Source organism: Pseudomonas sp. WS 5079 (assembly GCF_012985465.1).
In the GTDB taxonomy this organism is placed as follows: Bacteria; Pseudomonadota; Gammaproteobacteria; order Pseudomonadales; family Pseudomonadaceae; genus Aquipseudomonas.
Window position 1 is genome coordinate 75,195 of sequence record NZ_JAAQWN010000012.1, and the last position, 26,532, is coordinate 101,726.

General features: G+C 60.1%; 28 protein-coding genes. 17 read left to right on the forward strand and 11 right to left on the reverse strand.

The window, feature by feature from the left end; translation table 11 throughout:
- Positions 1-86 precede the first annotated feature (86 nt).
- The 7 genes from HBO05_RS25570 (at position 87) to ispD (ending at position 7,869) form a co-directional block, all read left to right on the forward strand.
- A complete protein-coding gene (locus HBO05_RS25570; RefSeq protein ID WP_029297260.1) occupies positions 87-1,034 on the forward strand; it encodes an acetyl-CoA carboxylase carboxyltransferase subunit alpha in 948 nt (315 codons plus the stop codon).
- A gap of 159 nt (positions 1,035-1,193) precedes the next feature.
- The gene (gene tilS / locus HBO05_RS25575) at positions 1,194-2,513 is read left to right on the forward strand and encodes a tRNA lysidine(34) synthetase TilS (RefSeq protein WP_172314547.1); all 1,320 of its coding nucleotides are present in this window, start codon (positions 1,194-1,196) and stop codon (positions 2,511-2,513) included.
- Between the two features lie 273 nt (positions 2,514-2,786).
- Positions 2,787-4,418 carry a CTP synthase gene (locus HBO05_RS25580; RefSeq protein ID WP_172314548.1) on the forward strand — a complete coding sequence of 544 codons (1,632 nt, stop codon included), beginning with the start codon at positions 2,787-2,789 and terminating at the stop codon, positions 4,416-4,418.
- A gap of 5 nt (positions 4,419-4,423) precedes the next feature.
- Positions 4,424-5,269: a 3-deoxy-8-phosphooctulonate synthase gene (gene kdsA, locus HBO05_RS25585; protein WP_010212442.1), complete on the forward strand. Its 846-nt coding sequence runs from the start codon at positions 4,424-4,426 to the stop codon at positions 5,267-5,269.
- 156 nt (positions 5,270-5,425) lie between these two features.
- Positions 5,426-6,715: a phosphopyruvate hydratase gene (gene eno / locus HBO05_RS25590; protein ID WP_169955464.1), complete on the forward strand. Its 1,290-nt coding sequence runs from the start codon at positions 5,426-5,428 to the stop codon at positions 6,713-6,715.
- Positions 6,716-6,886: 171 nt separating this feature from the next.
- A complete protein-coding gene (gene ftsB / locus HBO05_RS25595; protein WP_029297251.1) occupies positions 6,887-7,165 on the forward strand; it encodes a cell division protein FtsB in 279 nt (92 codons plus the stop codon).
- On the forward strand, positions 7,162-7,869 hold the full coding sequence (gene ispD / locus HBO05_RS25600; RefSeq protein WP_169955465.1) for a 2-C-methyl-D-erythritol 4-phosphate cytidylyltransferase: 708 nt from the start codon (positions 7,162-7,164) through the stop codon (positions 7,867-7,869). Before ftsB ends, ispD begins: the two co-directional genes overlap by 4 nt.
- A gap of 127 nt (positions 7,870-7,996) precedes the next feature.
- Here ispD and HBO05_RS25605 read toward each other — a convergent pair whose 3' ends face one another.
- Positions 7,997-8,893 carry a LysR substrate-binding domain-containing protein gene (locus HBO05_RS25605; RefSeq protein ID WP_169955466.1) on the reverse strand — a complete coding sequence of 299 codons (897 nt, stop codon included), beginning with the start codon at positions 8,891-8,893 and terminating at the stop codon, positions 7,997-7,999.
- Positions 8,894-9,001: 108 nt separating this feature from the next.
- Between HBO05_RS25605 and HBO05_RS25610 the strand changes: the two genes are divergently transcribed.
- The 8 genes from HBO05_RS25610 to rpoS all read left to right on the forward strand — a co-directional run bounded on the left by HBO05_RS25610 (position 9,002) and on the right by rpoS (position 16,120).
- On the forward strand, positions 9,002-10,114 hold the full coding sequence (locus tag HBO05_RS25610; RefSeq protein WP_169955467.1) for an S-(hydroxymethyl)glutathione dehydrogenase/class III alcohol dehydrogenase: 1,113 nt from the start codon (positions 9,002-9,004) through the stop codon (positions 10,112-10,114).
- 8 nt (positions 10,115-10,122) lie between these two features.
- On the forward strand, positions 10,123-10,968 hold the full coding sequence (fghA, locus tag HBO05_RS25615) for an S-formylglutathione hydrolase (RefSeq protein WP_172314550.1): 846 nt from the start codon (positions 10,123-10,125) through the stop codon (positions 10,966-10,968).
- A gap of 54 nt (positions 10,969-11,022) precedes the next feature.
- Positions 11,023-11,496: a 2-C-methyl-D-erythritol 2,4-cyclodiphosphate synthase gene (ispF, locus tag HBO05_RS25620; RefSeq protein WP_029297241.1), complete on the forward strand. Its 474-nt coding sequence runs from the start codon at positions 11,023-11,025 to the stop codon at positions 11,494-11,496.
- Entirely contained in the window at positions 11,493-12,551 is a 1,059-nt protein-coding gene (gene truD, locus HBO05_RS25625; RefSeq protein WP_170042918.1) for a tRNA pseudouridine(13) synthase TruD, read from the forward strand. The genes ispF and truD overlap by 4 nt, the downstream gene beginning before the upstream one ends.
- The gene (gene surE, locus HBO05_RS25630; RefSeq protein ID WP_029297237.1) at positions 12,539-13,288 is read left to right on the forward strand and encodes a 5'/3'-nucleotidase SurE; all 750 of its coding nucleotides are present in this window, start codon (positions 12,539-12,541) and stop codon (positions 13,286-13,288) included. The genes truD and surE overlap by 13 nt, the downstream gene beginning before the upstream one ends.
- A 41-nt stretch (positions 13,289-13,329) precedes the next feature.
- Positions 13,330-13,965 carry a protein-L-isoaspartate(D-aspartate) O-methyltransferase gene (locus HBO05_RS25635; RefSeq protein WP_169865481.1) on the forward strand — a complete coding sequence of 212 codons (636 nt, stop codon included), beginning with the start codon at positions 13,330-13,332 and terminating at the stop codon, positions 13,963-13,965.
- A gap of 211 nt (positions 13,966-14,176) precedes the next feature.
- A complete protein-coding gene (locus HBO05_RS25640) occupies positions 14,177-15,010 on the forward strand; it encodes a peptidoglycan DD-metalloendopeptidase family protein (protein ID WP_169955470.1) in 834 nt (277 codons plus the stop codon).
- A gap of 105 nt (positions 15,011-15,115) precedes the next feature.
- On the forward strand, positions 15,116-16,120 hold the full coding sequence (gene rpoS, locus HBO05_RS25645; RefSeq protein ID WP_038446486.1) for an RNA polymerase sigma factor RpoS: 1,005 nt from the start codon (positions 15,116-15,118) through the stop codon (positions 16,118-16,120).
- Positions 16,121-16,323: 203 nt separating this feature from the next.
- On the opposite strand, the gene HBO05_RS25650 is transcribed toward rpoS, so the two are convergent.
- Positions 16,324-16,533: a cold-shock protein gene (locus HBO05_RS25650; RefSeq protein WP_002554837.1), complete on the reverse strand. Its 210-nt coding sequence runs from the start codon at positions 16,531-16,533 to the stop codon at positions 16,324-16,326.
- 392 nt (positions 16,534-16,925) lie between these two features.
- Here HBO05_RS25650 and dcd point away from each other — a divergent pair, with 392 nt between their 5' ends.
- Together dcd and HBO05_RS25660 are read left to right on the forward strand one after the other, a co-directional pair.
- Complete coding sequence (gene dcd, locus HBO05_RS25655; RefSeq protein ID WP_003219273.1) at positions 16,926-17,492, forward strand: dCTP deaminase; 567 nt, start codon at positions 16,926-16,928, stop codon at positions 17,490-17,492.
- Between the two features lie 107 nt (positions 17,493-17,599).
- Positions 17,600-17,797 carry a hypothetical protein gene (locus HBO05_RS25660; RefSeq protein ID WP_029297182.1) on the forward strand — a complete coding sequence of 66 codons (198 nt, stop codon included), beginning with the start codon at positions 17,600-17,602 and terminating at the stop codon, positions 17,795-17,797.
- 96 nt (positions 17,798-17,893) lie between these two features.
- Here HBO05_RS25660 and HBO05_RS25665 read toward each other — a convergent pair whose 3' ends face one another.
- The 9 genes from HBO05_RS25665 to HBO05_RS25705 form a co-directional block, all read right to left on the reverse strand.
- Positions 17,894-18,655 carry an ATP-binding cassette domain-containing protein gene (locus HBO05_RS25665; RefSeq protein ID WP_170058334.1) on the reverse strand — a complete coding sequence of 254 codons (762 nt, stop codon included), beginning with the start codon at positions 18,653-18,655 and terminating at the stop codon, positions 17,894-17,896.
- Positions 18,656-18,668: 13 nt separating this feature from the next.
- The gene (locus HBO05_RS25670; protein ID WP_172314552.1) at positions 18,669-19,787 is read right to left on the reverse strand and encodes a succinylglutamate desuccinylase/aspartoacylase family protein; all 1,119 of its coding nucleotides are present in this window, start codon (positions 19,785-19,787) and stop codon (positions 18,669-18,671) included.
- A 9-nt stretch (positions 19,788-19,796) separates the two neighbouring features.
- The gene (locus tag HBO05_RS25675) at positions 19,797-20,507 is read right to left on the reverse strand and encodes an ABC transporter permease (RefSeq protein WP_169955473.1); all 711 of its coding nucleotides are present in this window, start codon (positions 20,505-20,507) and stop codon (positions 19,797-19,799) included.
- Positions 20,504-21,232, reverse strand: coding sequence for an ABC transporter permease (locus tag HBO05_RS25680; protein ID WP_172314554.1), 729 nt, complete (start codon positions 21,230-21,232; stop codon positions 20,504-20,506). Before HBO05_RS25680 ends, HBO05_RS25675 begins: the two co-directional genes overlap by 4 nt.
- 60 nt (positions 21,233-21,292) lie before the next feature.
- Positions 21,293-22,075 carry a transporter substrate-binding domain-containing protein gene (locus HBO05_RS25685; RefSeq protein WP_169955475.1) on the reverse strand — a complete coding sequence of 261 codons (783 nt, stop codon included), beginning with the start codon at positions 22,073-22,075 and terminating at the stop codon, positions 21,293-21,295.
- A gap of 243 nt (positions 22,076-22,318) precedes the next feature.
- Positions 22,319-24,760, reverse strand: a complete 2,442-nt coding sequence (locus HBO05_RS25690; RefSeq protein WP_172314556.1) for a penicillin acylase family protein — start codon at positions 24,758-24,760, stop codon at positions 22,319-22,321.
- 217 nt (positions 24,761-24,977) lie between these two features.
- A complete protein-coding gene (locus HBO05_RS25695; RefSeq protein WP_169955477.1) occupies positions 24,978-25,622 on the reverse strand; it encodes a glutathione binding-like protein in 645 nt (214 codons plus the stop codon).
- A 155-nt stretch (positions 25,623-25,777) separates the two neighbouring features.
- A complete protein-coding gene (locus HBO05_RS25700) occupies positions 25,778-25,996 on the reverse strand; it encodes an SEC-C metal-binding domain-containing protein (protein WP_172314558.1) in 219 nt (72 codons plus the stop codon).
- Complete coding sequence (locus tag HBO05_RS25705; protein ID WP_172314560.1) at positions 25,993-26,484, reverse strand: LEA type 2 family protein; 492 nt, start codon at positions 26,482-26,484, stop codon at positions 25,993-25,995. Before HBO05_RS25705 ends, HBO05_RS25700 begins: the two co-directional genes overlap by 4 nt.
- Positions 26,485-26,532: the final 48 nt, after the last annotated feature.

Consider the following 26,532-nt stretch of genomic DNA (forward strand, 5'->3'; position numbering starts at 1 on the left):
TTGACGCGCCTCTCCCTTAAGGTAGGGCGCGAATAGACAACCGGCTGGCCAGGCACTCCCTGGCCGTCGACCCAAGACGGACGCTTATGAACCCGAATTTTCTTGATTTCGAACAGCCGATCGCTGACCTGCAAGCCAAGATCGAAGAGCTGCGCCTGGTCGGCAATGACAATTCGCTGAATATCGGCGATGAAATCTCCCGCCTGCAAGACAAGAGCAAGACGCTCACCGAAGACATCTTCGGCAAGCTGACCAGCTGGCAGATCGCGCGCCTGGCCCGCCACCCGCGCCGTCCGTACACCCTGGACTACATCGATCACATCTTCACCGAGTTCGACGAGTTGCATGGCGACCGTCACTTCTCCGATGACGCGGCGATTGTCGGCGGTATTGCTCGCCTGGACGACCAGCCGGTGATGGTGATTGGTCACCAGAAAGGCCGTGAAGTGCGCGAGAAAGTGCGTCGCAACTTCGGCATGCCGCGCCCGGAAGGCTACCGCAAGGCCTGCCGCCTGATGGAAATGGCTGAACGTTTCAAGATGCCGATCCTGACCTTTATCGACACCCCGGGCGCCTACCCAGGCATCGACGCTGAAGAGCGCAACCAGAGCGAAGCGATTGCCTGGAACCTGCGAGTGATGGCACGCCTGAAAACCCCGATTATCGCGACCGTGATCGGTGAAGGCGGTTCTGGCGGTGCGCTGGCCATTGGCGTCTGCGACCAACTGAACATGCTGCAGTATTCGACTTACGCTGTGATCTCGCCGGAAGGTTGCGCCTCGATCCTGTGGAAAACCGCAGAAAAGGCCCCGGATGCTGCCGAAGCCATGGGGATCACCGCTGATCGCCTGAAAGGCCTGGGCATCGTCGACAAAGTGATCGCCGAGCCCCTGGGCGGCGCACACCGCGACCCGGCTGCCGCATCGGCGACCATCCGCGCCGAACTCTGCGCACAGTTGGATATGCTCAAAAAGTTCGACAACGAAGCGCTGCTGGCCCGTCGTTACGAGCGCCTGATGAGCTACGGCCTCTAAGCCACGGCATTACCCATGTGGGAGCGGGCTTGCCCGCGATAGCAATGTGTCAGTGCCAGATTGGTTGACTGGTACACCGCTATCGCGGGCAGGCCCGCTCCCACATTTGCGTTGTGTATGCTTGGCTAACGTATTCCAGTTTTGCGGCGGTAACGTGCGATGAAACCAACTCTAACCGCCGAACTCCTGCAAGCCCTGGCCCCGTGGCGCAAAGCCTCGGCCTGGCACATCGCTTTCTCTGGCGGACTCGACTCCACCGTCCTCCTGCACTTACTCGCTGATCTGGCAAAAAACCAATCCCTGCCACCTCTGCAGGCTATCCATGTCCATCACGGTCTCCAGGCTGCGGCTGACGGCTGGCCAGCCCATTGCCAGGCGGTTTGTGATGCCGCAGGTGTGCCGCTGCGGGTTATGCATGTGCAAGTGCAGTCAGGTGCAAGCCTTGAACGTGCGGCCCGTGACGCGCGGTACCAGGCGTTCGCCGAGATAATCGGCCCAAGTGAACTGCTACTCACCGGCCAGCACCGTGACGATCAGGCAGAAACCCTGCTGTTTCGCCTGCTGCGGGGTGCTGGGCTGCGGGGCCTCATCGGCATGCCAGCCCTGCGTCCCTTGGGTAAAGGGCACCTGGTGCGGCCGCTGCTGGACATGTCGCGAGCCGAGCTGGAAGCCTACGCCCGCGAACAGCAGTTGAATTGGATCGAGGACCCCTCCAACGGCGACTCACGTTTCTCCCGCAATTACCTGCGTCATCAAGTATTCCCACTGCTCACCGCCCGCTGGCCCCAGGCCGCGAATACCCTGGCGCGAACCGCTGGGCATCTGGCGCAGGCCCAAGAGCTGCTCGATGAATTGGCGCAATTGGATGTGCAGGCTGCGCAGCGGCCATCGGCGCTTGCCTGGCTACCGTTGCCATCATTGGCACTTGCGCCGCTGCGAGATCTTTCCGACGCTCGGCAGCGCAACGCCCTACGGTACTGGCTGGCGCCGCTGACGTTGTTGCCCGACAGCGAGCACTGGATTGGCTGGCACACCTTGCGCGATGCCAATCTGGACGCACAGCCCGTGTGGCGTTTGGCCGATGGCCAATTGCACCGTTGCAACGATCGCATCTGGTGGATGCCTGCCGATTGGTCGGAAATTTCTGATACGCCGCTAAGCTGGTCGCACCCGCAAAACCCACTACAGTTACCGGGCAACGGCCAGTTGTATTTCAGCGGGCATGCCCCTGAAGGCCCTTTGAGCATCCGTTACCGCCAGGGTGGTGAAGTCATGGAAGTGCCAGGTCGTGGCCGGCGTGACCTCAAGCGTTTGCTCAACGAAAGTGCTGTGCCAGGCTTTATCCGTGGCAGATTGCCGCTGCTGTACCAAGGCACCCGTCTGGTGGCCGTGGCCAACCTGGCAAGGGCCTCGACAGGGCAGGGGGATGACTGGCAATTACATTGGGCGCCACCAACCTGCGATCAAGGTTTGAGCTGATAGCGCCTTTCCGGTAGACTACGCTCCCTTCTTGATACAACTTCTGTGGATTCTCCTGAAACACAGTCGTTGCCGATTACCAAGCAGTCTTTGCTGGGCGATTCCAAAAAATGTGTAGCGATCAACGTACCGGTGTTCCATTGCTGGTCTGTCACAACGCGGCGGTTTTTTTGAAAGGTGCACTGTGATTAATGCAGGTGATCGGGGGCTTCGGCCTTCCTTCGCTTTCCCCGGCGGCTCCGACCGCTTTAACGCAGACTTCTAGGGTTTTTCATGACGCGCTACATATTCGTCACGGGCGGTGTTGTTTCTTCATTGGGGAAAGGCATTGCCTCCGCTTCGTTGGCGGCCATCCTGGAGGCGCGGGGACTTAAGGTCACCATGCTCAAGCTGGACCCGTACATCAACGTCGACCCGGGCACCATGAGCCCGTTCCAGCACGGTGAAGTGTTCGTCACCCACGACGGCGCCGAGACCGACCTGGACCTGGGCCACTACGAGCGGTTCATCCGCACGACCATGACCCAGAACAACAACTTCACCACCGGCCGTGTCTACGAGCACGTGCTGCGCAAGGAGCGCCGTGGTGACTACCTGGGTGCAACCATCCAGGTGATCCCGCACATCACCGACGAAATCAAGCGCCGCATCATCAAGGGTGCATGCGATGCCGACGTGGCGATGGTCGAGATCGGTGGCACCGTGGGTGACATCGAATCCCAACCGTTCCTCGAAGCCATCCGCCAGTTGCGTTTTGAAGTCGGCGCCAAGCGCGCGATGCTGATGCACCTGACACTGGTGCCGTACATCGCCACCGCTGGCGAGACCAAAACCAAGCCTACCCAGCACTCGGTCAAGGAACTGCGTTCCATCGGCCTGCAGCCGGATGTGCTGGTGTGCCGTTCCGATCACCCGATCGACATTTCCTCGCGTCGCAAGATCGCCCAGTTCACCAACGTTGAAGAACGTGCGGTGATTGCCCTGGAAGACGCCGACACCATCTACAAGATCCCGGGCATTCTGCATTCCCAGGGCCTGGATGATTTTGTGGTCGAGCGTTTCGGCCTGCAGTGCAATGGCGCGGACCTGTCCGAGTGGGAAGCGGTGGTTGACGCCAAGCTCAATCCTGAGCACGAAGTCACCATCGCCATGGTCGGCAAGTACATGGAGCTGCTGGACGCGTACAAGTCGTTGATCGAAGCGATGAGTCACGCCGGTATCAGCAACCGTACCAAGGTCAACCTGCGTTACATCGACTCCGAAGACATCGAAAACCAGGGAACCGCGCTGCTCGAAGGCGTCGATGCGATCCTCGTGCCAGGCGGTTTCGGCCTGCGTGGCGTGGAAGGCAAGATCACTGCGGTGCAGTACGCTCGTGAGAACAAGGTGCCGTACCTGGGTATCTGCCTGGGCATGCAAGTGGCCGTTATCGAGTTCGCTCGTAACGTGCTGGGCTGGAAAGACGCCAACTCCACCGAGTTCGATCACACCAGCGGCCACCCGGTCGTGGGCCTGATCACCGAGTGGGAAGATGCCACTGGCGCTGTCGAAACCCGTACCGAAAGCTCCGACCTGGGCGGCACCATGCGCCTTGGCGCACAGGATTGCCTGCTGGAGTCCGGCTCGCTGGTACACGACTGCTATGGCAAGGACGTGATCGTCGAGCGTCACCGTCATCGTTACGAAGTGAACAACAACCTGCTGCCGCAGATCAAAGAAGCCGGCCTGAAAGTCTCCGGTCGCTCCGGTGATGGCAAGCTGGTTGAAGTGGTCGAAGCCCCGGATCATCCATGGTTCGTCGCTTGCCAGTTCCACCCTGAGTTCACCTCGACTCCGCGCGACGGTCACCCGTTGTTCAGCGGTTTCGTTAAGGCTGCACTGACGCAACATCAGAAGAAGGCGTAAACCTGATGGCCCAGAAGATCATTCGCGTAGGCGATATCGAAATTGCCAACGACAAGCCCATGGTGCTGTTTGGCGGCATGAACGTGCTGGAAAGCCGTGACATGGCGATGCAGGTCTGTGAAGAGTACGTAAAGGTTACCGAGAAACTGGGTATCCCTTATGTGTTCAAGGCCAGCTTCGACAAGGCCAACCGTTCGTCCGTGACCTCCTATCGCGGCCCGGGCCTTGAAGAAGGCATGCGGATCTTCCAGGACATCAAGCAAGCCTTCGGCGTGCCGATCATCACCGACGTCCACGAGCCCGAGCAGGCCGCAGTGGTCGCCGAGGTATGCGACATCATCCAGTTGCCGGCCTTCCTGTCGCGCCAGACCGACCTGGTCGTCGCGATGGCCAAGACCGGCGCTGTGATCAATATCAAGAAAGCCCAGTTCCTCGCGCCCCAGGAAATGAAACACATCCTGAACAAGTGCGTGGAAGCGGGTAATGACCAGTTGATCCTCTGCGAGCGTGGTTCGAGCTTCGGCTACAACAACCTCGTGGTGGACATGCTCGGTTTCGGCATCATGAAACAGTTCGAATACCCGGTGTTCTTCGACGTGACCCATGCGCTGCAAATGCCGGGTGGCCGCGCCGACTCCGCCGGTGGCCGACGTGCCCAGGTACTGGACCTGGCCAAGGCCGGTATCAGCCAGTCCCTGGCTGGCCTGTTCCTGGAAGCCCACCCGGATCCGGACAACGCCAAGTGCGACGGTCCTTGTGCCCTGCGCCTGGACAAGTTGGAGCCATTCCTGGCCCAGCTCAAGCAGTTGGACGAACTGGTCAAGAGTTTTCCGACGGTAGAGACCGCGTAACCCGCGTTTCTCCGGTAAACTTTCCGCGCTTTATGCTCAGGCCCTCGGGCCTGAGTTTTGTCGTCTGCAAGCCTGCCCCGTTGTTCCACCCTTGCGGTCGGTCAAAAGATTTCCTTCAGCTGCGTCGTTTTCGTCAACTTTGGAGTGTTTACAACAATGGCAAAAATCGTCGACATCAAAGGTCGTGAAGTTCTCGACTCCCGTGGCAACCCCACCGTCGAAGCCGACGTGCTTCTCGATAACGGCATCATCGGCAGCGCCTGCGCGCCGTCCGGTGCTTCCACAGGTTCGCGCGAAGCGCTGGAACTGCGTGATGGCGACAAGAGCCGTTACCTGGGCAAGGGTGTCCTCAAGGCAGTAGCCAACATCAACGGTCCGATCCGCGACCTGTTGCTGGGCAAGGACCCGCTGGACCAGAAAGCCCTCGATCACGCGATGATCAAGCTCGATGGCACTGAAAACAAAGGCAGCCTCGGCGCCAATGCGATCCTCGCTGTATCCCTGGCTGCTGCCAAGGCCGCTGCTCAGGACCAGGACCTGCCGCTGTACGCGCACATTGCCAACCTTAACGGTACCCCAGGCGTCTACTCGATGCCGGTGCCAATGATGAACATCATCAACGGTGGCGAACACGCAGACAACAACGTCGATATCCAGGAATTCATGGTGCAGCCAGTGGGCGCCAAGACCTTCTCCGAAGGCCTGCGCATGGGCACCGAGATTTTCCACCACCTCAAAGCTGTGCTGAAGGCCCGTGGCCTGAGCACTGCGGTGGGTGACGAAGGTGGTTTCGCACCGAACCTTGCGTCCAACGAAGATGCACTGAAAGTGATCTCCGAAGCTGTGGCCAACGCTGGCTACAAGCTGGGCACCGATGTGACCCTGGCCCTGGACTGCGCGGCCAGCGAGTTCTTTGAAGACGGCAAGTACAACCTGTCCGGCGAAGGCCAGGTGTTCAACTCCGAAGGTTTTGCTGAATACCTCAAGGGCCTGACCCAGCGTTACCCGATCATTTCGATCGAAGACGGCCTGGACGAGTCCGACTGGGACGGCTGGAAAATCCTCACCGACAAGATCGGCGAGAAAATCCAACTGGTGGGCGACGACCTGTTCGTGACCAACACCAAGATCCTGAAAGAAGGCATCGACAAGAAGATCGCCAACTCGATCCTGATCAAGTTCAACCAGATCGGCACCCTGACCGAAACCCTGGAAGCGATCCAGATGGCCAAGGCTGCGGGCTACACTGCCGTGATCTCGCACCGCTCCGGCGAAACCGAAGATTCGACCATTGCCGACCTGGCCGTGGGCACCTCGGCGGGCCAGATCAAAACCGGTTCCCTGTGCCGCTCCGACCGCGTTTCCAAGTACAACCAACTGCTGCGTATCGAAGAGCAATTGGGCGGTAAAGCCAAATACAACGGCCGTGGTGAGTTTCGCGGCTGAGTAGTTGATGGTAAAAAGACAACGGATTGTGTCGGAAAACTCGCTGTAGAGTGAATTTGCGCACTAATCTGATGCCTATCAAGCACAAGCCTGGGTCTTCCAGGCTTCGTGCTATCAGTTGCTTCAAAAGTTTTGCATGGCTGTCTTTTTTCACTGGATACCCGATATTCGATGCGCAGTCCCAATTGGTTGTTCCTCGTCTTGCTCTTGCTGCTGGCTGGCCTGCAGTACCGCCTTTGGGTGGGCAATGGCAGCCTGGCGCAGGTGACCGACCTGACCCAGCAAATTGCCGCGCAGCACGCCGAGAACGAGGTGTTGCTGGAGCGCAACCGTGTGCTCGATGCCGAAGTGCTTGAGTTGAAAAAAGGCATGGAGACCGTTGAAGAGCGGGCTCGTCATGAATTGGGCATGGTCAAGGAGGGCGAAACCCTCTACCAGTTGGCCCAATGAACGCCTGTTTGCCGGCCTTCTGGGCCGTGATTCCTGCCGCGGGCGTCGGTGCCCGCATGGCCGCGGACCGTCCCAAGCAGTATCTGCAGTTGGGCGGGCGCACTATTCTCGAACACAGCCTTGGCTGTTTCCTCGATCATCCGAGCCTCAAGGGGCTGGTGGTCAGTCTGGCTGTCGATGATCCTTACTGGCCCAACCTGGCGTGTGCCGGCGACCCGCGTATCCAGCGCGCGGACGGCGGGGCGGAGCGCTCAGGCTCGGTGCTCAATGCACTGCTGCAACTCAATGCCCTGGGCGCCAGCGATGACGACTGGGTGCTGGTGCACGATGCCGCACGGCCGAACCTGAGCCGCGAGGATCTCGACACGTTGTTGGCGCAGCTGGCGGATGACCCGGTGGGCGGCTTGCTGGCCGTACCGGCGCGCGACACCCTCAAGCGTGTCGACAAGCAGGGGCGGGTGGTGGAAACCATTGATCGCAGCCTGATCTGGCAAGCCTATACCCCGCAAATGTTCCGCCTGGGGGCCTTGCACCGCGCCTTGGCCGATAGCCTGGTGGCCGACGCGGTCATCACTGACGAAGCCTCGGCCATGGAATGGTCCGGCCAGGCGCCACGCCTGGTGGAAGGGCGCGCGGACAATATCAAGGTGACCCGGCCGGAGGATCTGGAGTGGCTCAGGTTGCGGTGGGCTAATCGCCGGTAGGCTGCTGGACCGAGGTGACTTCATCGCAGGCAAGCCAGCTCCCACACCTGACCACATTCCAACAGGGATACGCGGTCAGGTGTGGGAGCTGGCTTGCCTGCGATGAGGCCAGGCCTGACACCCCAGATCACCCGCCATACTCCGGCCGCCCAGCCAGCCCTTCCTTCAGGTAGTCCACCAACTTGCGCACCTTCGGCGACAAATGCCGCTGCTGCGGATACAGCGCCCACACTGCAGTATTCGGCGGTTGGTGGGACTCAAGTAGTGAAACCAGCGCGCCGCTGTGCAAGTGCTCCAGCACGTAATAATCCGGCAACTGGCATAACCCCACCCCTTGCAGCGCCGCATCCAGCACCGCCTGCCCACTGTTGCAGCGCCAGTTTCCCTGCACCCTTTGGGAAAATTCGCGCCCATCCTGGGCCAATTGCCAAATATCCGAGCTGCCGACCAGGCAGTTATGCCGGCTCAATTCCGACAAGCTATGGGGGCGCCCATACCGTTCCAGGTAGGACGGCGACGCACAGAGATACATGCGCCGGGGTGCCAGGCGGCTGGCGACCATTCGCGAGTCTTGCAGGCGGCCCAGGCGAATCGCCAGGTCCAGGCCTTCATGCACCAGGTCGAGGGGGCGGTTGCTCAGCTCTATATCCACGCGCAATTGCGGATACAGCCCCATGAAGCGCGTGACCAGCGGCACGATAAAGCGTTCGCCATAAGCCACGGCGCAGGTCATGCGCAACATGCCCTTGGGTTCGCTGGTCAGGTCGCCTACGGCGCGCAGGGCCTCTTCGCGCCCATCCTGCAGGCGTTGGCAATGTTGCAGGAAGGTTTGCCCGGCCTCGGTCAGCGTAACGCGCCGGGTACTGCGATACAGCAGGCGGGTTTGCAGGCGTTCTTCCAGGCGTGCGACCTGGCGGCTGATATGGGACGAGGACACGCCCAGGCGTTCGGCAGCCGCAGTAAATTGGCTGCATTCGGCGACGGCGACGAACTCATCGATGCCTTCCCAGCGGTTTTCCAGCATGGTGATTATCCCAGTACAGCAATAATGTTTTGCTTTTGCCTGGATTATTAATCAATGGACCGTGTTTTACACTGTTCGTCTTACTTTTAAGCCCCAGGAGAAACCCGGATGATCAAGTCACGCGCCGCTGTCGCCTTTGAAGCCAAGAAACCACTGGAGATCGTGGAAGTGGATGTGGCCATGCCCAAGGCCGGTGAAGTCCTGTTGCGCGTGGTCGCTTCCGGGGTTTGCCACACTGACGCCTACACCCTGTCGGGCGCCGATCCGGAAGGCATCTTCCCATCGATCCTGGGCCACGAAGGCGGCGCGGTGGTCGAAGCGATTGGCGAGGGTGTGACTTCGGTGGCGGTGGGCGACCACGTGATCCCGCTGTACACCCCGGAATGTGGCAAGTGCAAGTTCTGCCTGTCGGGCAAGACCAACCTGTGCCAAGCCATCCGCGCGACCCAGGGCAAAGGCCTGATGCCAGACGGTACTACGCGTTTTTCCTACAAAGGGCAGCCGATCTTCCACTACATGGGGACTTCGACTTTTTCCGAATACACAGTGTTGCCGGAAATCTCCGTGGCCAAGATTCCCAAAGAAGCGCCGCTGGAAAAAGTCTGCCTGCTGGGCTGTGGCGTCACCACTGGTATCGGTGCCGTGATTAACACCGCCAAGGTCAAGCCGGGTGACACCGTGGCCATTTTCGGCCTGGGCGGGATTGGTTTGTCGGCCGTGATCGGTGCAGTTAAAGCCAAGGCCGGTCGTATCATCGCCATCGACATCAACCCGGCCAAGTTCGAGATCGCCAAGCAGTTGGGTGCCACCGACTGTATCAACCCGAAAGACTACGACCGGCCGATCCAGGATGTGATTGTCGATTTGACCGACGGCGGTGTGGACTTTTCCTTCGAGTGCATCGGCAATGTCCAGCTGATGCGTGCGGCCCTAGAGTGCTGTCACAAAGGCTGGGGCGAGTCGGTAATCATTGGGGTCGCCGGGGCTGGCCAGGAAATATCCACCCGTCCATTCCAACTGGTGACCGGTCGTGTCTGGCGCGGTTCGGCCTTCGGTGGCGTGCGTGGCCGCAGCGAGTTGCCAAGCTACGTGGAAATGGCCCAGACCGGCGAAATCCCGTTGGATACCTTCATCACCCACACCATGGGCCTGGAAGATATCAATAAGGCATTCGACCTGATGCATGAAGGCAAGAGCATTCGTACCGTCATCCATTTCTGAGGTCGGCCATGAGTCTGGAAAACCTGTCATGCCAGAAGAGCTTCGGCGGCTGGCACAAACGCTATAAGCATCATTCCGATGTACTCGATTGCGACATGACCTTCGCCGTCTACCTGCCACCGCAGGCGGAGCAAGGCGGCAAGTTGCCGGTGCTGTACTGGCTGTCGGGCTTGACCTGCACCGATGAGAACTTCATGCAAAAGGCCGGCGCGCAGCGTATGGCGGCTGAGCTGGGGTTGATCATCGTCGCCCCGGACACCAGCCCCCGTGGGCCGGGTGTGCCGGGCGACCGGGACAATGCCTGGGACTTTGGCCTGGGTGCCGGGTTTTACTTGAATGCCACGCAGCAACCGTGGAGCAAGCACTATCGGATGCATGACTATGTCGTGCAGGAATTGCCGGCGTTGGTTGAAGCGCATTTCCCGGCGTCCGACAAGCGCGGCATCAGCGGGCATTCAATGGGCGGCCACGGTGCGCTGGTATGCGCCTTGCGCAATCCGGGGCACTACCAGTCGGTGTCGGCGTTTTCGCCGATCAACAATCCGATGGATTGCCCTTGGGGGCAGAAAGCGTTTTCCCGCTACCTGGGGGAAGAGCGCTCCAAGTGGCGCGAATGGGATGCCTGCGTGCTGATCAGCGAAGCCTCGGAAAAACTGCCACTGCTGGTGGACCAGGGTGATCGCGACGACTTCCTCGCCACTCAACTCAAGCCCGAAGCCTTGCAACAAGCCGCCAAGGCCGCCGGCCATCCGCTGGAGTTGCGCCTGCAACCGGGCTACGACCACAGCTACTTCTTTATCGCCAGCTTCATCGAGGACCACTTGCGTCATCATGGACGTGCTTTGCTCGGTTAATGTCTGGCAAAAGTAGGTAGAATCACGCCCTGAATTAACTCGGGGCGTTTTTTTATGCGTATTGGCCACGGCTATGATGTGCACCGTTTCGCCGAAGGCGACTTCATCACCCTGGGCGGCGTGCGCATTGCGCACCACCATGGGTTGCTGGCTCATTCCGACGGCGACGTTGTGCTGCATGCCTTGAGCGATGCCTTGCTCGGCGCGGCTGCATTGGGAGATATCGGTAAACACTTTCCGGACACCGATCCCACTTTCAAGGGCGCGGACAGTCGCGTGCTGCTGCGGCATGTGGTCGGCCTGATCCATGCCAAGGGCTGGAAGGTCGGCAATGTCGATAACACCATCGTTGCCCAGGCACCCAAAATGGCCCCGCATATCGAATCGATGCGCGCAGTGATTGCCGCCGATCTGCAAATAGAACTGGATCAAGTCAACGTGAAAGCCACCACCACCGAAAAACTCGGGTTTACCGGTCGTGAAGAGGGCATTGCGGTGCACTCTGTCGCCTTGTTGCTGCGCGCATGAACGAACTGCAACTGTTGGGCCCGCGGGCCTATGGCGAGGCACTGGGCAGCGCGGTGCTCAAGGCGACTGCCGAAGATTTCCAAGTGGATGAAGTGCTGGATATCCCGCTGACCGGCGAGGGTGAGCACCTGTGGTTGTGGGTGGAAAAGCGCGGCCTGAACACTGAAGAGGCTGCGCGACGTATTGCCAAGGCTGCCGGCGTGCCCTTGCGCACGGTGAGCTATGCCGGCCTCAAGGATCGCCAGGCGCTGACGCGCCAGTGGTTCAGCGTGCAACTGCCGGGCAAGGCCGACCCAGACCTGAGTGCGGCGGAAAACGACACCCTGAAAATCCTCAAGGCCGCCCGTCATAAACGCAAGTTGCAGCGTGGCGCCCATGCGGCCAACGGTTTTACCCTGCGCCTGACCCAACTGGCCGGCGACCACGGCGCGATTGATGCGCGCCTGCAATTGATCGCCAAGCACGGTATCCCCAACTATTTCGGCGCCCAGCGTTTTGGCCATGATGGCGGTAACGTCGTCGATGCCCGCGACTGGGCGGCCCGCAAGGTGTTGCCGGAACAGCGCAACGTACGTTCGCGCCTGCTATCGACCGCGCGCAGCTTTGTGTTCAATAAGGTGTTGGCGGCGCGGGTTGCCGATGGATCATGGCAGCGCGCCCAGGTCGGTGACCTGCTGGCGTTCACCGACAGCCGCAGCTTTTTCCCGGCGGGGGAGGCGGAGTGCAGCGATCCGCGCCTGGCCATCCTCGACCTGCATCCCACCGGCCCACAGTGGGGTGAAGGCGATTCGCCCGCCGCTGGCGCAACCCATGAGCTGGAGCAAGCTGTCGCCGCGAGCGAGGCGCACCTGTGCGAGTGGCTGGCCAAAGCCGGCATGAGCCAGGAACGGCGCATTCTGCGACTGCCCATTGGCGGGTTGACGTGGCATTATCCCGAGACTGACATTCTGCAATTGGAATTCGTCCTGCCGGCCGGATGCTTCGCCACTGTCTTGGTGCGCGAGCTTGTTGATCTGGTGCCGGTGGGGCAGACGGACAGCCCATGCGTATTCTGATATCTAACGACGACGGGGTCACCGCACCCGGCCTTGCCGCGCTTCATGCTGCGCTGGCAGATTATGCCGAGTGCGTGGTGGTTGCCCCGGACCAGGACAAAAGTGGCGCCAGCAGTTCGCTGACGCTCGACCGTCCCTTGCACCCGCAGACCCTGGCCAACGGCTTTATCAGCGTTAATGGCACGCCGACCGATTGCGTGCACCTGGCCATCAACAGCTTGCTGGCCGATGAGCCGGACCTGGTGGTTTCCGGGATCAACCTGGGCGCCAACCTGGGCGATGACGTGCTGTATTCCGGCACCGTGGCGGCGGCCCTGGAAGGGCGCTTCCTGGGGCGGACGGCCTTTGCCTTTTCGCTGGCGTCGCGGCAGGTGGATAACCTGGCGACCGCCGCTTATTTTGCGCGCAAGCTGGTTGAGGCCCACGGCACCCTGGTGCTGCCACCGCGTACGGTGCTCAACGTCAATATTCCCAATCTGCCCCTGGACCATATTCGCGGCATCCAATTGACCCGCCTGGGCCACCGCGCCCGCGCTGCGGCACCGCTGAAAGTGGTGGATCCCCGTGGCAGGGAAGGCTACTGGATTGCCGCAGCGGGCGACGCCGAGGATGGCGGGCCGGGCACGGACTTTCATGCGGTGATGCAAGGTTATGTTTCGATTACCCCGCTGCAACTCGATCGCACCTTCAATGATGCCTTCGGTGGTCTCGATCCCTGGCTGGAGGGGCTGCGCTGATGGCTCGTGAACAGGACGACCTGTTGCGCCGGGGCATCGGCATGACCTCCCAACGCACCCGTGAGCGTTTGATCCAGCGACTCTATGAAGAGGGACTGTCCAACGCCCAGGTGCTGGAAGTCATCCGCCGTACCCCGCGCCATCTGTTTGTCGATGAGGCCCTGGCCCATCGCGCCTACGAAGACACCGCGCTACCGATTGGCCACAACCAAACCATCTCCCAGCCCTATATGGTGGCGCGGATGAGTGAGCTGTTGTTGGCGGCGGGTCCCTTGGACAAAGTGCTGGAGATTGGCACCGGCTCCGGCTACCAGACTGCCGTGCTCTCGCAACTCGTGGAGCGGGTGTTTTCCGTCGAGCGGATCAAGGTCCTGCAGGACCGGGCCAAGGAGCGCCTGGTGGAGCTGAACCTGCGCAACGTAGTGTTTCGTTGGGGTGATGGCTGGGAAGGCTGGCCGGCCTTGGCGCCCTACAACGGCATCATCGTGACTGCGGTGGCCACCGATGTACCTCAGGCACTTCTGGACCAATTGGCTCCGGGCGGGCGCCTGGTGATTCCGGTGGGATCGGGCGAAGTGCAACAGTTGATGTTGATCGTGCGCGAAGAAGAGGGTTTTTCCCGGCATGTCCTGGGGGCAGTGCGTTTCGTTCCGTTACTTAATGGGCCGCTGGCCTGAACAATTGTCACGGTGTAGTGAATTCTATTGCTGGGTATGTGTCTTACAGCGGGGTTCATCGAGTCAACATCAAGTTGGGTAGTTATTAAACGAGATGAATTTTTCGTTTCTACCTTGTTGCCGGTTAAAGTCTGGCAGCCAGTTATACTTGCGACATATTTCAAGCCTGATACAGGCGTTCATGTTTCAGCCACCACAAAGGGAGCGGCGGGTGAGTCTCACAGTCATTGCGCAGCGTATGAGTAAAACTAGCTTTCAGCGACTGGTGATTGGCCTTGTCTTGAGTTCCTTGCTGGCTGCCTGCTCCAGCACAGGCAGCGGCGCGCGCGTGGTTGACCGCAATAATGCGGCACCGCAACGGCCGACGGTGACCACCGGGCAATACGTGGTGCGTAAGGGCGATACCATGTTCTCGATCGCCTTCCGTTATGGCTGGGACTACAAGGCGCTGGCCGCGCGTAACAACATTCCTGTGCCTTATACGATACATCCGGGGCAAACCATCCGTTTCGATGGGCGCACGGGTTCGGCGCCCACGGCAGTTGTGACAAAATCCGGTTCATCGGCCTCTTCTTCCAGCAAGACGACGGTCTTCACCCGGCCTGCAGGCACCGTTGCGCCTAAGGTTGCGAGCAAGCCGGCACCCGCGCCGTTGCCACCTGCGGGACCGGCACCGACCGGTTGGGGATGGCCCTCAAATGGCATTCTTATTGGAAAATTCTCTTCAAACGGTAGTTTGAATAAAGGCATTGATATCGCCGGAGATTTGGGACAGCCTGTTTTAGCTGCGTCTGATGGGACTGTTGTATACGCCGGGAGTGGTCTACGGGGCTACGGCGAATTAGTCATCATCAAACACAGCGATACCTACGTCAGTGCCTACGGTCATAACCGCAGGTTGTTGGTTCGGGAGGGGCAGCAGGTCAAAGTCGGACAGACAATTGCCGAAATGGGGTCGACTGGTACAGACCGGGTGAAACTGCACTTTGAGATTCGCCGCCAAGGTAAACCTGTAGATCCACTGCAATTCCTACCCCGGCGTTGATGTGTTGTCAGCCTGTTCCCTCACGTAGAAGGAGCAGGCTCCAGCGTTGCCAAGGATAAAGGCGTCGCTTGAGCTTGAGGTCGAACTCACCAAAGGACTATAACAATGGCTCTCAGTAAAGAAGCGCCGGAGTTTGACATCGACGATGAGGTTCTCCTTATGGAGACCGGCATCGGTACGGAATCGATGTCGAATGAGGGACCCGCTGTACCTTCAGTTCGTACCAAGTCCAAAAACTCCACAGCGTTAAAACAGCATAAGTATATTGATTACACCCGGGCGCTCGATGCGACCCAGTTGTACCTCAATGAAATCGGCTTTTCCCCCTTGCTCACTCCCGAAGAAGAAGTCCATTTTGCGCGATTGTCGCAAAAGGGAGATCCGGCTGGGCGCAAGCGCATGATTGAAAGCAACCTGCGCCTGGTGGTGAAAATCGCCCGACGCTACGTCAATCGTGGGCTTTCCCTGTTGGACCTGATCGAAGAGGGCAACCTCGGCTTGATCCGGGCGGTAGAGAAGTTTGACCCCGAGCGGGGTTTTCGCTTTTCGACCTACGCGACGTGGTGGATTCGCCAGACCATTGAGCGCGCAATCATGAATCAGACCCGGACCATCCGGTTGCCGATTCATGTCGTCAAGGAGCTTAACGTGTACCTGCGGGCGGCACGCGAGCTTACCCAGAAACTTGATCATGAACCTTCGCCTGAAGAGATCGCCAACCTGCTGGAAAAACCAGTGGGAGAGGTCAAGCGCATGCTCGGGCTTAACGAGCGTGTGTCTTCGGTCGATGTCTCGCTGGGTCCGGATTCGGATAAAACCTTGCTGGACACCCTTACGGATGACCGACCCACGGATCCGTGTGAACTGTTGCAGGACGATGACTTGTCGCAAAGTATCGATCAATGGCTTTCAGAGCTGACGGACAAGCAGCGCGAGGTGGTGATTCGCCGCTTTGGCCTGCGTGGCCATGAAAGCAGCACCCTGGAAGATGTTGGCCTGGAGATCGGCTTGACCCGTGAGCGGGTGCGGCAGATCCAGGTAGAGGGTCTCAAGCGCTTGCGGGAGATCCTGGAGAAAAATGGCTTGTCGAGTGAGTCGTTGTTTCAGTAGCGGCTTGTAAGGTAGCTATGAGAACGCCCGGTGCATGGGAATGCACCGGGCGTTTTGCGTTGTGCCAATCCCCTTGCGGGAGCCCGGCTTGCCGGCGATGGCGACCTTGAGGGCGGCCCTCGCTGGCAAGGTCAGTATCAAATCCCAGGCATAAAAAAACCCCGCTTTTAAGGGCGGGGTTCTTTCGACTAAGTCAGTACAAGTTAGATAACTTGAACTTCTTCAGCTTGCATGCCTTTCTGACCGCGGGTAGCGATGAAAGAAACCTGTTGGCCTTCTTTCAGGCTTTTGAAGCCGTCGGATTGGATAGCTTTGAAGTGAACGAACAGGTCGTCACCGGATTGTGGAGTGATGAAGCCGAAGCCTTTTTCATCGTTGAACCACTTAACGGTACCAGTTTGGCGATTAGACATGGTGTATCTCCTTGGACAAAGTTAACTGCGACTCAGGAAAAGCCCTGGCCGAGACTGAGTGCAAAGAGCAGGAAAAATTCTTGGAGATGGTTGGATCGAAATTCAACATATCGTGTAGAGATTCTCAGTGACACAAGCAGCACAGTGGCGCCACCTTAACCCTTTTTCCGGAACGTGCCAATGGTATTTCCGAAGGTTTCTCTATTTTCGTGACTGGCGGTGCCTTTTACAGGCCTGCGGCCCTTAAATTCAGGGCCAAGGCCCGCCCCGTACGGCTGACAGTTGCCCGGCGCAACTTAATCAAGAAAAACCCCCGCGTCCTTTGAACCGCGAGGCCAGCCCCGGTAAGATGCCCAACAGAATTTTCCACCTCGCTATTCAGGACACCCGCCATGAGCATCAAATCGGACAAGTGGATTCGCCGCATGGCGCAAGAGCACGGCATGATCGAACCCTTCGTCGAGCGCCAGATGCGCGGTGAAGGCGCCGAACGCCTGATTTCATTCGGGGTTTCCAGCTACGGCTACGATGTACGTTGCGCCGATGAGTTCAAGGTCTTCACCAATATCAACTCGGCCACCGTCGATCCGAAAAACTTCGATGAAAAGAGCTTCGTCGATGTGAAGAGCGACGTGTGCATCATCCCACCAAACTCCTTCGCCCTGGCGCGCACCGTCGAGTTCTTCCGGATCCCGCGCAACGTCCTGACCATCTGCCTGGGCAAGAGCACCTACGCGCGCTGCGGCATTATCGTCAACGTGACGCCGCTTGAGCCTGAGTGGGAAGGCCACGTGACCCTGGAGTTCTCCAACACCACCACCTTGCCGGCCAAGATCTACGCCAATGAAGGCGTGGCGCAGATGCTGTTCTTCGAATCCGACGAAGAGTGCGAAGTGTCCTATAAGGACCGTGGCGGCAAGTACCAGGGCCAGCGCGGCGTCACTCTGCCACGCACCTGATAGAAACGTCTTACAGCTCAAGGGAATTTGTCAGCGGGCAGGCACTCTATTGGGTGTACTGCCTCGGCGCGTGCACAGCGCGTCGAGCCACGCTTGAGGAGTACCCTATGAAGATCGACCCGCGAATCAGCGCCGAACTTGCTCGGCTGGAACCCAATCAGATTGGTGTTCTGGCCTGGTCCCTGATGGCCGACCCCGCCGCCGGCGGCATCCCAGGCCAGCCTGACCCCGATACCCCGGAACAACCTACCGAGCCTGGCGTACCCACCCTGCCGGACGAGCCACCACCCGCGCCAGTGGCCTGACGCCTCGCCCTTTGTAGGAGCCGGCTTGCCGGCGATGCGGTCTAAGTTTTTACAGCATCGGTACCTGAGACTCCGTTATCGCCGGCAAGCCGGCTCCTACAGGTTGCCGCGCAGGAACTGTTGCAGCCGCTCGCTTTTCGGGTGGCCCAGCACGTCTTCCGGCGTGCCTTCCTCCTCCACCAGGCCTTGGTGCAAGAACAGCACCTGGCTGGACACTTTGCGCGCAAAACTCATCTCGTGGGTCACCATGATCATGGTCCGCCCCTCTTCGGCCAACCCCTGGATCACCTTCAGCACTTCGCCCACCAGCTCCGGGTCCAGGGCCGATGTGGGCTCGTCGAACAGCATCACCTCCGGCTCCATCGCCAGGGCACGGGCGATGGCCACCCGTTGCTGCTGGCCACCCGACAGGAACGCCGGATACTGCTCCGCCACCCGTGCGGGCAGCCCAACCTTGTCCAGATAGCGCCGGGCACGGTCCTCCGCGTCCTTCTTGCTGCAACCCAAGACCCGGCGTGGGGCCATGGTGATGTTCTCCAGCACGCTCATATGGCTCCACAAGTTGAAGTGCTGGAACACCATCGCCAGGCGGGTGCGCAGGCGTTGTAGCTCGGCTTCGTCGGCCACGCGCATGCCGTGGCGGTCGCTGACCATGCGGATCGGCTGGCCATCAAGGCTCATGGCGCCGTCATTGGGTTGTTCAAGGAAGTTGATACAACGCAGGAACGTGCTTTTGCCAGAGCCGCTGGCGCCGATCAGGCTGATCACATCCCCGCTTTTGGCCTTGAGCGAAACCCCTTTGAGCACCTCATGGTCGCCATAGCTTTTATGCAGGCCTTCAACGGTCAGTTTGTACATGGGGCGTGCATCCTCAAGGCGATAGTAAATAGCCGCTGCGATAGGGCGTAAGGCCGGCGACATGGGCAATCACCATGCCCGCCGTGGCCATGCGCCGCAGCGAACGGGCATACATCAGGCCGGCATGGCGGCAGTGGATGGGCGTGATGTGGTCGTGAATGGGGTCGATGATCTCGGCCACCAGTTCCCCGGCCTCCAGGTATTGCCCTGGCAACGCGTGGAACACCAGCAAGCCGCCCGCCGGGGTCGCCACTGGTTCGACGGCGGCCAGCGGCGTAGCGGGGTAGGGCAAGTCGGGCAGGGGCGCAGGATCGCCGCTGATCGCGCCAAATTGGATCAGGTAGTCGATGATCGCCTGGCAATCGAGGCTGGCCAGGCCGTGATTGACATCGCCCTGGCCGCGCAACTCCAGGGTCACGGAAAAGCTGCCCAGGGGGATCTGGAAACGCTCGCCAAAACGTTGCTGCAACTGCCACCAGAGCAGGGTGAAACACTCATCGAAGGATTGTCCGCCCGAATCGGTGGCCAACAGGCTGGCTTCGGCGCCGATATAACGGGCCAGCGGCTCGACCTGCGGCCAGGCCTCGGGGGTGGTGTAAAGGTGGGCCACGGCTTCGAAGTCGCAATGCAGGTCCAGCACCATATCGGCGTCACAGGCCAGGCGTTGCAGCACCAGGCGCTGGGATTGCAGTTGTGTGGCTGGTACATGGCGGTCGAGGGCCTGGCGCAGACTGTCGCGGATCAGTGCGACGTTGCGTCTGGGATCATCCCCCAACAGGCCCTCGACCTGATTGCCGACTTCTTCGCTGAGATCGAAGAACAGGCGATTGAAGTTCTGCCCGCTCTCCAGCTCGTAGCGGCCCAGGGGCATGTCCATCAGCACTTGCTCAAGGCCCGCCGGGTTGGCCACTGGCACCAGCACGATTTCGCTGCGCAGGCGGCCGGCCGCGGCCAGTTCCGCCAAGCGTCCCTTCAAGTGCCAGGCCACCAGCATGCCGGGCAGTTCGTCGGCGTGTAGCGAGGATTGGATGTAGATTTTGCCTTCGGCCTGCTCTGGCCCGAAGTGGAAACTGTGGATCTGCCGTGCCGTGCCTGGCACCGGTGCGAGAAGGGGATGAATCTGTTGCCGCATAGGGGCTCCTTAATGGCTCGGCCCGAGAAAGGCCAGCCAGCGACGCTCCGCCAGACGAAACAGACCGACCAGGGCAAAGGTCACGGTCAGGTAGATCAGCGCAGCGATACCAAACGACTGGAAAGTGAGGAAGGTGGCCGAGTTTGCGTCCCGGGCCACTTTGAGGATGTCCGGGATCGTCGCGGTAAAGGCTACCGTCGTCGAGTGCAGCATCAGGATCACTTCATTACTGTAGTACGGCAACGAGCGGCGTAGGGCCGAGGGCATGATCACGTAGGCGTAAAGTTTCCAGCCGCTCAGGCCATAGGCTTTCGCCGCCTCGACCTCGCCGTGGGCCATGCTGCGGATGGCCCCGGCGAAAATCTCCGTGGTGTAGGCGCAGGTGTTGAGGGCAAATGCGAGGAGCGTGCAGTTCATTGCGTCGCGAAAAAAACCATCCAGCACCGGTTGTGCGCGAACGGCGGCGAGGCTGTAGATGCCGGTGTAGCAGATCAGTAGTTGGATATACAGCGGTGTGCCGCGAAACAGGTAGGTATAGAACTGCACCGGCCAGCGCACCCAGCGGTTTCGCGAGACGCGGGCGATGGACAGTGGGATCGACACCACGAAGCCGATGCAGATCGAGGCCGTGAGCAGCCACATCGTCATGGCCAGCCCAGTCATGTGGTTGCCATCGCTGTAGAGGAAGGGCCGCCAGTATTCCTGCAACAATTCAATCATCGCACTGCCTCCCGTGAGCCTGCGGCGTAACGGGCTTCGAGCCTGCGCAGGACGAAGTTCGACGCGCTGGTGATGGCCAGGTAGATCAAGGCCGCGACCACCAGGAAAAAGAACAGTTGGTAGGTACTTTTGCCGGCATCCTGGGCGGCCTTGACCACATCAGCCAGGCCGATGATCGACACCAGCGCCGTGGCCTTGAGCATCACCATCCAGTTATTGCCGATGCCCGGCAGGGCGAAGCGCATCATTTGCGGGAAGGTCACGTAGCGAAAGCGCTGCCCGCGCGTGAGGCCATAGGCCGTGGCGGCTTCCAACTGGCCGCGGGGCACGGCGAGGATCGCACCGCGAAAAGTCTCGGTGAAATACGCACCGTAGATAAAACCCAGGGTAATCACCCCGGCGCCGAACGGGTTGATCTCGATGTATTCCCATTCCATGTAGTCGGTGAAACTGGTCAGCCAGGTTTGCAGGCTGTAGAAAATCAGCAGCATCAGCACCAGGTCCGGCACCCCGCGAATCAAGGTGGTGTAGAGCTGCGCGGGAATGCGCAACAGCGCCAGGCTCGACAACTTGGCACTGGCGCCGAGCAGGCCCAGCACGACGCTGACTGCCAGGGACAGCACTGACAATTTGATGGTCATCCAGGTGCCTTGCAGCAACAGTGGGCCAAACCCTTGCAGGCTGAACGCACCAAGCCCGAGGGTCTGCAACAGGTCTTCAAACATGGGGTACGCCTTTGGCCATCGAGAGTGCGCCCACCCCGTGCGGGGGTGGGCGCCGCAGCGTTATTTGCCGCTGTAGAGGTTCAGATCGCCAAAGTGTTTTTTCTGGATAGTGGCGTAGGTGCCATCATCGTGTAACGCTTTGATACCTTTATCCAAGAGAGCTTTCAGCTCTTTGTTACCTTTTGCGATGCCCACGGCAGTCTTGGACGGCAGCATTTCGCTGTCCACCGGCTTGCTGACTTCGTAATCGGCACCTTGTGGCGATTTTAAAAAGCCCAGTTCGGCCTGCAGCATGTCCTGGATCGAGGCATCGAGGCGGCCCGAGGTCAGGTCGGCGTACACCTGGTCCTGGTTCTGGTAGGCCTGGGTTTTGATCCCGGCTTTGTCCAGCACGGCCTTGGCGTAGGCTTCCTGGATGGTGCCTTGTTCATAGCCGACCGTCTTGCCCTTGAGGGACGCGATGTCTTCGCTCAGGCCGGAGCCTTTCTTGAACACGTAGGAAGTGGGGCCGGAAAACAGCTCGCTGGAGAAGTCGATGACCTTCTCGCGGGCCGGGGTCACGGTCATGGACGAAATCACACCGTCGAACTTCTTGGCCTTGAGGCCGGGGATCATGCCGTCAAAGTCACTTTCTACCCACTTGCAGGTGACCTTCAGCTCCGCACAAATGGCATTGCCCAGGTCGATATCGAAGCCCACCAGGCTGCCGTCGGCGGCCTTGGATTCAAACGGCGCGTAGGAAGGGTCCACACCAAAACGCAATTCTTTGTATTCCTTGGCCAAGGCGGTACCGGCGGCCATGCACAGCGCGAGTGCAGAAAGGGTCAGCAATGCTTTTTTCATTATGTAATCCCTGGGAACCAAGATAAGCGCTTGTGGCGCGATTAGGACTGTTACTGAACGGTGTCAGACGTATCGCAAGTAGCAATTTCTGCACCATAGTTCTGAATAGTCTTTTTAATTGGTGGGATTACACGAAGGGCGACGCGAGGCGCGCCCGATATCGGGCGCTACAGATCTTGCGCACCATTGCAGTGCGGGCCGCTCACGAACTGTAGGCGCTGGCAAGCCAGCGCCTACATGGGGTTATTTCCCTGGGACCAGGGTCAATCGGGTCTTGCCATACACCTTGTCAAAGTTCTGCGGCTGCATCGGGAAGCTCAGGTACTGCGCCTTGAGCCACGGATCAATGCCGTTGGCATAGTACGGGCTGGCAGGGTTGCCGGATTGGCCGATCCCGCCCTGGCCCATCATGGGTTCCACCTGGCCAAAATCCACGATCATGCGCAGGGCCTGGACCTGGGTGGTGGCGAAATCCTGCCCCCAGTTGTAGGGCGCAGCGTTCAACGTGGTGTGATCGCCACCTGCTGCCAATGGGCCGCGAATCGTCTGGCCGCTGGTGTTTTTCCAGGTGTAGCTGTGCAGTTTGCCCCACTGCCAGGCCTTGTGATCGGCGCCCCACTGGCTGTCGCCGGCGCTGATCGCGGCGGCCAGGCTGCGGGCGAGAATCGCCGGTTTGTCTTCTTTGCCGGGGGTGCGCAGGTCATCCCAGAACGGGCTGTCTTCACGCCCCAGCAGATGGTCGGCCTGGGCCGCGTAGGACAGGTTGGCGTTGCTGACAAAGGCTTTCCAGGTGGCGCTGGATTCCGGGCCCAGTTCGTCGAGGAAAATCTGCCTGGCGCTTTCCTGCAGGAACAGTTGGTAGATCGCCGCGTCGGCCGAGGTGGCCGCCAGCCGCCCGTCGAACGCCATCAGACGGCCCAAAGCCTCCTGGGCCTTGGAACGTTCGGCGGCCGGCAGGGCATCGATCGCCTGTTTCAGAGGCTGGGCCATGCCCGGTGCCTGGAACATGCTTTTAAGTTTGGCGGCGAACAGCGTGGTCTGGTCGTACTGCATGGCAATCACGCTACGGCTGTCGTGCTTGCCGTTGCCGGCCAGCTGCGCCAGGCGCTCGCTGCGCTCCGGCGCGGCCCAGGAGTTGGACAGTTGCATGCCATAGCCATGGGGCACGCTGCGCTGGTTGGCCGTGCCGACCCAACCCTGTGGCGGGTCCTGGTCATAGGGGTGCAACATCGCATCGGCATAGCCGTCCCAGTCAAAGCGCCCGTCCCAACCTGGGGATGGCAACAGGCCTTCACCTTCGCGACGGTTGGGGAAGCGCCCGGTGACCTGCCAGCCGATATTGCTGGCGTCGGCAAACACCATGTTCAGCGGGATCGCACGAATCTCCCGGCTGGCGTCCGAGGCTTTTTCCACGTTCTGCGCCCGGGATAGGTCGAAAAACGCATCCAGGCTCTTGTCGTCCTTGAAGTCGGCGGTTTGCAGGGCCAGGCCGTAGCCGCTGGTCAGCGACTGGGCGCTGTTGAGCAGCGGGCCGTGGCGGGTTTCGTACACCGCCTCGCGAATTGGCCGCTGGCCCTTGGCGAAGAAGGTTTCGTTACGCACGATGGCCGGTAGCCATTTGCCGTTGTGCTCGTAGTACAGCGTGCTGCCCTGGCGCTTGACCTTCTCCAGGAACAGGTCCTGGGTATCGCCGGACACCTGGCTCATGCTCCAGGCCACTTTGCCGTTGAAACCTGACAGCAGCGTAGGAATCCCAGCGATCGACACCCCGGCGGCCTGGTATTTCGGCGCGCGGATCTGTACGAAATTCCACAGGGAGGGCGCCTGCAGAGGCGTCGACAGATCGTTCGCCAGCAGGCTGCGGCCACTGCGGCTGCGTTGCGGGGCGATGGCCCAGTTGCTGGAGGTGGAAGCCCCAAGGGTGTTGAGGCTGGCCAGGTGCTCGTTGAGGCTGGTGAGCGCGGCAACGCCGGGAATCTGCCCGAGATTGATGCCCTTGAGCTTGTCGGACTCTGCCGTAGGCAGCGGTTCGTCCGGGTAGCTTGGGGTCAGCCAGGCGAGTTTGTCGGCGCCGACTTTTTGCGCCAGTACCAGGGCGGATAACTCTTCCTGCAAGTTGGCCGACTCGCTGAAATTGAGCAGGCAGAACAGCAGCGCCGAATCTTCCGGTTTCCAGTATTCGGGCTTGTAGCCGGTCTGGGCCAGGTCCGTCGGCAGTTTGTCGCGGTAGCGGAACAGGTAGGCGTTGACCCCGCGGGCATACACTTCAAAGAAGCGCTTGAGACGCGGCGAGGAGGCGTTGTACAGCTCGCTGGCGCTTTTCTTCAGGTTGACGGCGCGCATGAAGCGGTCGACATCCAGCACGTCCGGCCCGGACATCTCTGCCAGGCGGCCCTGGGCCAGCAGCCGTAGGGTGACCATCTGGTTGATCCGGTCGCTAGCGTGCACGTAACCGAGAGCGAACAGCGCGTCGTGAAAGGTATTGCTTTCAATCAGCGGCATGCCCTGGCTGTTGCGCCGCACGGAAACATTCTGCGCCAGGCCCTTGAGCGGCTGCACGCCGGAAACGGGGGGCAGGGTGTCCTGGCTGTTCAGTGACTGGCAACCGGCCAGGCCCAAGGCACTGGCCACTGCCGCGGCAACGCCGAACCGGGGAAGAAAACGTGAGAGGGCTGGCGAGGCCATGGCAAAGCTCCTGCGGGGGGTAGCGTCAGTAAAGGCGCTACGTTAGTGAGCGCGGCGAACCGACGCAAGCGGGAGGCGATGCTAATTTTTTCAAACACTCACAAACCCTTGTAGGAACCGGCTTGCCGGCGAAAAACTGCCAGGCGCCACGCTTATCCAGGCACCCGGCGTTTTCGTTGACGATCTTCGCCGGCTAGCCAGTTCCTACAGGGCATGATCAGGATTTCGGCGGGTTGACCTTCTGCACCAGGTCATAGGCCCGCACCGTCGCCGGACGTTCCTTGATCAGGTTGAACCAGCGGTGCAGATGGGGGAAGTCTTCCAGGCGTTGGCTCTGCCATTTGTGGGACACGATCCACGGGTAGATCGCCATATCGGCAATGCTGTAGGCCTCGCCAGCGACGAAACTGCGGTCGGCCAGGCGCCGGTCCAGCACGCCATAGAGGCGTGCGGTCTCATCCACGTAGCGTTTGATGGCGTAAGGGATCTTTTCCGGGGCGAACTGGCTGAAATGGTGGTTCTGCCCCGCCATCGGGCCCAGGCCGCCCATTTGCCAGAACAGCCATTGCAACGCTTCCTGGCGACCGCGCAGGTCCTTGGGCAGGAACTGGCCGGTTTTTTCCGCGAGGTACAGCAAGATGGCGCCGGATTCAAACAGGGAAATCGGTGCGCCCCCGTCGCTCGGTTGCCGGTCGACAATGGCGGGAATACGGTTGTTGGGAGCTATCTTCAGGAAATCTGGCTTGAACTGGTCGCCCTGGCCGATGTTGATCGGGTGCACCTCGTAGGGCAGGCCGGCTTCTTCCAGGAACAACGAAATCTTGTGACCGTTGGGAGTGGTCCAGTAATACAGGTCGATCATGAAGCTCTCCAGGATTGGTGATGCTTGAACGGACAGGGCGCCCGCTGATATGCCTGTAGGTATAGGTAGTGTCCACCTGCCGAAAATTCAATGAAATATTTGCGTCTATCGATAGAACTGTAGGAGCCGGCTTGCCGGCTCCTGCGGGACGCGTATCAGGCGCCGTGGCACTTCTTGAACTTCTTCTCGCTGCCGCATGGGCATGGATCGTTGCGGCCAACGTCCTTCAGGGCGTTGCGCACCGGTTCCTGATGGGCATGGCCGCAGTTCGGGCCGTGGACATGGCCATGGTCGTGATCGTGATCGTGATCGTGATCGTGGTGATCGTGATCGTGGTTGCAGTCGGGACCATGGACATGGGGTTGCTGAGTCATTGGTGTCGCTCCGGAATAAAATCGCCGGGGATTATCTCGTCATTGCGCATCACGTGCACGTCGTTACCGATGAATAATCCGGTTTTCAGCTCACCTTCCAGGCGATAGGGGATGGGGTGGTCCGGGTTTTTCAACAGGTCGGCGATTTCCCGCACCTGCGGCCACAGGTTGGTGCGCACCGTGACCTTGAAAAATCCCCGGCCATTGGGCGGTATGGTCAGCCACTCGTTGGATTCGCCCTCGGTCAGTTCCACGTCAGCCAGGCTGATTTTGTAGATCAGGCCGCGCACGGTGAGGTCCGAGTCGTCACGGTTATCCACGCGAAAGTGCAGCTTGAACTTCTGCTCCAGCAGCTTGGCGCGCACCAACTCGACCTTGACCAGGTGGATTTGTGGCGCCGGTGTGTCATCGGCGAACCAGGACGCGCAGCCCGAGAGGCCAACGGTCAGTATCAGTAAACAGCTATAGGTTCGTAATCGGCTGACCATGGCTCAATCCCTTGTAGGAGCCGGCTTGCCGGCGATGGTCGTCAACGA

Coding starts and splice junctions, on each gene's coding strand:
- HBO05_RS25570 (WP_029297260.1), top strand. CDS start 87: ATGAACCCGAATTTTCTTGATTTCGAACAGCCGATCGCTGACCTGCAA.
- tilS (WP_172314547.1), top strand. CDS start 1,194: ATGAAACCAACTCTAACCGCCGAACTCCTGCAAGCCCTGGCCCCGTGG.
- HBO05_RS25580 (WP_172314548.1), top strand. CDS start 2,787: ATGACGCGCTACATATTCGTCACGGGCGGTGTTGTTTCTTCATTGGGG.
- kdsA (WP_010212442.1), top strand. CDS start 4,424: ATGGCCCAGAAGATCATTCGCGTAGGCGATATCGAAATTGCCAACGAC.
- eno (WP_169955464.1), top strand. CDS start 5,426: ATGGCAAAAATCGTCGACATCAAAGGTCGTGAAGTTCTCGACTCCCGT.
- ftsB (WP_029297251.1), top strand. CDS start 6,887: ATGCGCAGTCCCAATTGGTTGTTCCTCGTCTTGCTCTTGCTGCTGGCT.
- ispD (WP_169955465.1), top strand. CDS start 7,162: ATGAACGCCTGTTTGCCGGCCTTCTGGGCCGTGATTCCTGCCGCGGGC.
- HBO05_RS25605 (WP_169955466.1), bottom strand. CDS start 8,893: ATGCTGGAAAACCGCTGGGAAGGCATCGATGAGTTCGTCGCCGTCGCC.
- HBO05_RS25610 (WP_169955467.1), top strand. CDS start 9,002: ATGATCAAGTCACGCGCCGCTGTCGCCTTTGAAGCCAAGAAACCACTG.
- fghA (WP_172314550.1), top strand. CDS start 10,123: ATGAGTCTGGAAAACCTGTCATGCCAGAAGAGCTTCGGCGGCTGGCAC.
- ispF (WP_029297241.1), top strand. CDS start 11,023: ATGCGTATTGGCCACGGCTATGATGTGCACCGTTTCGCCGAAGGCGAC.
- truD (WP_170042918.1), top strand. CDS start 11,493: ATGAACGAACTGCAACTGTTGGGCCCGCGGGCCTATGGCGAGGCACTG.
- surE (WP_029297237.1), top strand. CDS start 12,539: ATGCGTATTCTGATATCTAACGACGACGGGGTCACCGCACCCGGCCTT.
- HBO05_RS25635 (WP_169865481.1), top strand. CDS start 13,330: ATGACCTCCCAACGCACCCGTGAGCGTTTGATCCAGCGACTCTATGAA.
- rpoS (WP_038446486.1), top strand. CDS start 15,116: ATGGCTCTCAGTAAAGAAGCGCCGGAGTTTGACATCGACGATGAGGTT.
- HBO05_RS25650 (WP_002554837.1), bottom strand. CDS start 16,533: ATGTCTAATCGCCAAACTGGTACCGTTAAGTGGTTCAACGATGAAAAA.
- dcd (WP_003219273.1), top strand. CDS start 16,926: ATGAGCATCAAATCGGACAAGTGGATTCGCCGCATGGCGCAAGAGCAC.
- HBO05_RS25660 (WP_029297182.1), top strand. CDS start 17,600: ATGAAGATCGACCCGCGAATCAGCGCCGAACTTGCTCGGCTGGAACCC.
- HBO05_RS25665 (WP_170058334.1), bottom strand. CDS start 18,655: ATGTACAAACTGACCGTTGAAGGCCTGCATAAAAGCTATGGCGACCAT.
- HBO05_RS25670 (WP_172314552.1), bottom strand. CDS start 19,787: ATGCGGCAACAGATTCATCCCCTTCTCGCACCGGTGCCAGGCACGGCA.
- HBO05_RS25675 (WP_169955473.1), bottom strand. CDS start 20,507: ATGATTGAATTGTTGCAGGAATACTGGCGGCCCTTCCTCTACAGCGAT.
- HBO05_RS25680 (WP_172314554.1), bottom strand. CDS start 21,232: ATGTTTGAAGACCTGTTGCAGACCCTCGGGCTTGGTGCGTTCAGCCTG.
- HBO05_RS25685 (WP_169955475.1), bottom strand. CDS start 22,075: ATGAAAAAAGCATTGCTGACCCTTTCTGCACTCGCGCTGTGCATGGCC.
- HBO05_RS25690 (WP_172314556.1), bottom strand. CDS start 24,760: ATGGCCTCGCCAGCCCTCTCACGTTTTCTTCCCCGGTTCGGCGTTGCC.
- HBO05_RS25695 (WP_169955477.1), bottom strand. CDS start 25,622: ATGATCGACCTGTATTACTGGACCACTCCCAACGGTCACAAGATTTCG.
- HBO05_RS25700 (WP_172314558.1), bottom strand. CDS start 25,996: ATGACTCAGCAACCCCATGTCCATGGTCCCGACTGCAACCACGATCAC.
- HBO05_RS25705 (WP_172314560.1), bottom strand. CDS start 26,484: ATGGTCAGCCGATTACGAACCTATAGCTGTTTACTGATACTGACCGTT.